1 protein-coding gene and 1 pseudogene are annotated in these 2,608 nt (G+C 69.6%); one reads left to right on the top strand and one right to left on the bottom strand.

Annotation, left to right across the window (positions count from 1 at the left end):
- Nucleotides 1-147: 147 nt before the first annotated feature.
- On the bottom strand, nucleotides 148-1,584 hold the full coding sequence (locus tag ACFWW9_RS07170; protein WP_390372611.1) for a phenylacetate--CoA ligase family protein: 1,437 nt from the start codon (nucleotides 1,582-1,584) through the stop codon (nucleotides 148-150).
- A 24-nt stretch (nucleotides 1,585-1,608) separates the two neighbouring features.
- On the opposite strand from ACFWW9_RS07170, the pseudogene ACFWW9_RS07165 reads away from it, so the two are divergent.
- A pseudogene (locus ACFWW9_RS07165) lies at nucleotides 1,609-2,608 on the top strand (hypothetical protein); the annotation flags it as partial.

Below are 2,608 nucleotides of genomic sequence, written 5' to 3'. Positions count from 1 at the left end.
GGGCAGGGCTTTGGGGCACTGCCTTTTGGCCCGATCAAGGGGCAAATCTAGGGGCCCCAAATCAAATCGGACACAGCACGCTGGAAGCCGTAGTCGCTGGCCGATTGAGCTGGAAGAAGCAGCCGCTGGGTGACCACCCAAAGAACCCTAGGACGAGCGCGTATACCGGTGCTTCACCCCGACCGGGAAGTACTCCGGATCGCCCGCAGGTTTCAACACCACCTCCGGCACCTGCCGCTCCACCGGCACGTAGTGCGCGAACTCGCTGTTCAACCGCACCACCTGCTCCCGGATCGCCACAGCCACCTCCTCGGCCGACCCGCTCCGACCAGGAGCCAACTCCACCGTCACCCGCAGCCGGACGTCCTCATCGCTGTCCGACACGGTCTCCAGCACGAACTTCCCGGTCACCCACCCACTGATCCCCGGCTGCTCCAACCCCACTGTCACGTTCTCCGGGTAGATGTTCGCCCCGAAGTACGACACCGTGAACAACGACCTCCCGAACACGTACACGAACGGCAGGTCATCCCCCTCCGGCGGCGTGAAACCGTTGCGGGAGCAGAAGTCCAGTAGGTCCGCGTTGGACAGCACCCCGCCGTTGTCGGCGATGTGGTACCTGATCAGCGGCACACCGTTGTCCCCGGAGAACAGCAGCGTTCCCTCGTGTTCCTCGAAGAACCGGCTGGCCGGGTCGTACTGCACCAGGGTGGGTAGGCGGGAGTCGCCGAACAGCTCTCGTGCCAGGTCCGGTCGTCCGGCCAGGAAGCGGCGGATCGACACCGACAGCGGGGTCTCGTTGCCGAGCACGCCCGCGTCCGCCGTGCCGTACAGGGACGCGGAATCCGTTGCCGGGTCGGTCATTCCCAGGCGTTCGCCCACCAGGTCGCGCCACTCCTCGCTGAACACCTCGCCTGCCAGCACCGTCTTCACGTTGTGCCGCGACCAGTCGAACCCGGCCGCCACGCCGGTGTCGACCACGTCCTTGACGAACGGCGGGTAGCCCAGCAGCACGACCTGGTCGAAGTGGTCCGCCAACTCGGGCAGCACCCGCAGGATCTCGGCCTTGTTGTTGCCCGGCGCGACGACCGTGATCGGGTAGCCCTTCGCGGCCAGGTGTCTCGTGCAGGCCAGGGTGAACAGGCCGCCCACCCACGTGCCGAGCGGGAAGCACACCACGGCGAGGGTGCTTCGTTCGTCTGCTTTGAAGGCGCGGAAGACCTGTTCGAAGCGGCGGGCGATGGCCAGTTCGTCGACGAGGGAACGCGGCCACACCGTGGGGTGGCCGCTGGACCCGGAGGACACGGCGATCATGTCGCAGCCGTCCAGCCTGCCGTCCCGGCACAGCTCGGGCAGCGGGTAGCGGCGGTGGTAGGAGTCCTTGTCGATCATCGGCAGCGTGTGGAAGTCGGCCATCGTGGTGATGGTCGCGGGGTCGATGTCGTGGTCCCGCAGGAACTTCCCGTACGCGGGCACGGTCGCCGCCACCCGGTGGAACAGGTCCAGCGGCGACTCGTCCGGTCGCGTTCCGGCGAAGAACGACTCGAAGCCCTCGACCACTCGCGTTCCGCGATCGGTGTCCATCCCACCACCCTAGGGTGAGGGCCCATGAGGATCCCGATCGACGACCAGGTGCTCGGCAGGCCGCGACGGGTTCGGTCGATCGCCAGCAGTCCCCGGTCGCGGGTGTGGGCGGCGGAGTTCGACGGGACGCCCGCCGTGGTCAAGCAGACGGTCGGTGGTTCGGACGCGGGGGAGCGGTACGAGCGGGAGGTGACCGCGCTGCGGTTGGCCGGGCGGGCTGATCCGCCGCTCGCTCCCCGTGTGCTCGGGGTGGATCCGGAGCGGCTGGTCGTGGTGTTGGAGCGGTTGCCGGTGCGGAAGCGGGTCATGCCGAACTGGGTCGCCTACGCGGAAGGCCTGGCGATGCTGCACCGGGTCACCACGGAAGCGGACGTCGGGGTGCTGCCTGCGGCGGTGGGGCCGACCGAGGCCGATCTGGAGGCGTTCCGGCGGTTGTGCGCGGCGTTCGAGTTGGGCACGCCGGACGACGAGTTGGACCCGTTGCCGGGGCGGTTGGCCGGTGGGCACCAGCTCGTCCACGGTGACCCGTGCGTCGGCAACGCGCTGCCCGTCGACGGGCGGGCGTGGTTCCTGGACTTCGAGCACGCCGCGTTGGGCAACGGGCTCGCGGAGTTGGCCTACCTGCGGATCGGGTTCCCGACGTGCTGGAACACCACCGTCGTCCCGGACGCCGTGCTGGCCTCGGCGGAGGCGGCCTACCGGGCGCTGAACCCCGACGTCGTCGGGACCGTGGCGGAGCACGCCGTCGGCTGGCTGCTGCGGGGTGACGCGCTGGTGCCGCGGGCCGAGCGCGACGGTCGTGACCACCTGGGGCGGTTGCTCGACAAGGACTGGACGTGGGGGTTCGTCGGGGCGCGGCAGCGGTTCGCGCACCGGCTCGCCCTCGTCGGGGCGTTCACCGAGCCGGAGTTCGGTGGCACGGCCCGGTTGGCGCGGGCTCTTCGTGACCGGGTGGTCGCGGGGGGGGCGGCCGCCGCGCCGGCCCCCCCCCCCGGCGGTGAGAGCGTGGAGTTTTACAAGATAG

Source organism: Umezawaea sp. NPDC059074 (assembly GCF_042738955.1).
Lineage (GTDB): Bacteria > Actinomycetota > Actinomycetes > Mycobacteriales > Pseudonocardiaceae > Umezawaea.
This window is presented reverse-complemented; position numbering and strand designations above follow the sequence as displayed.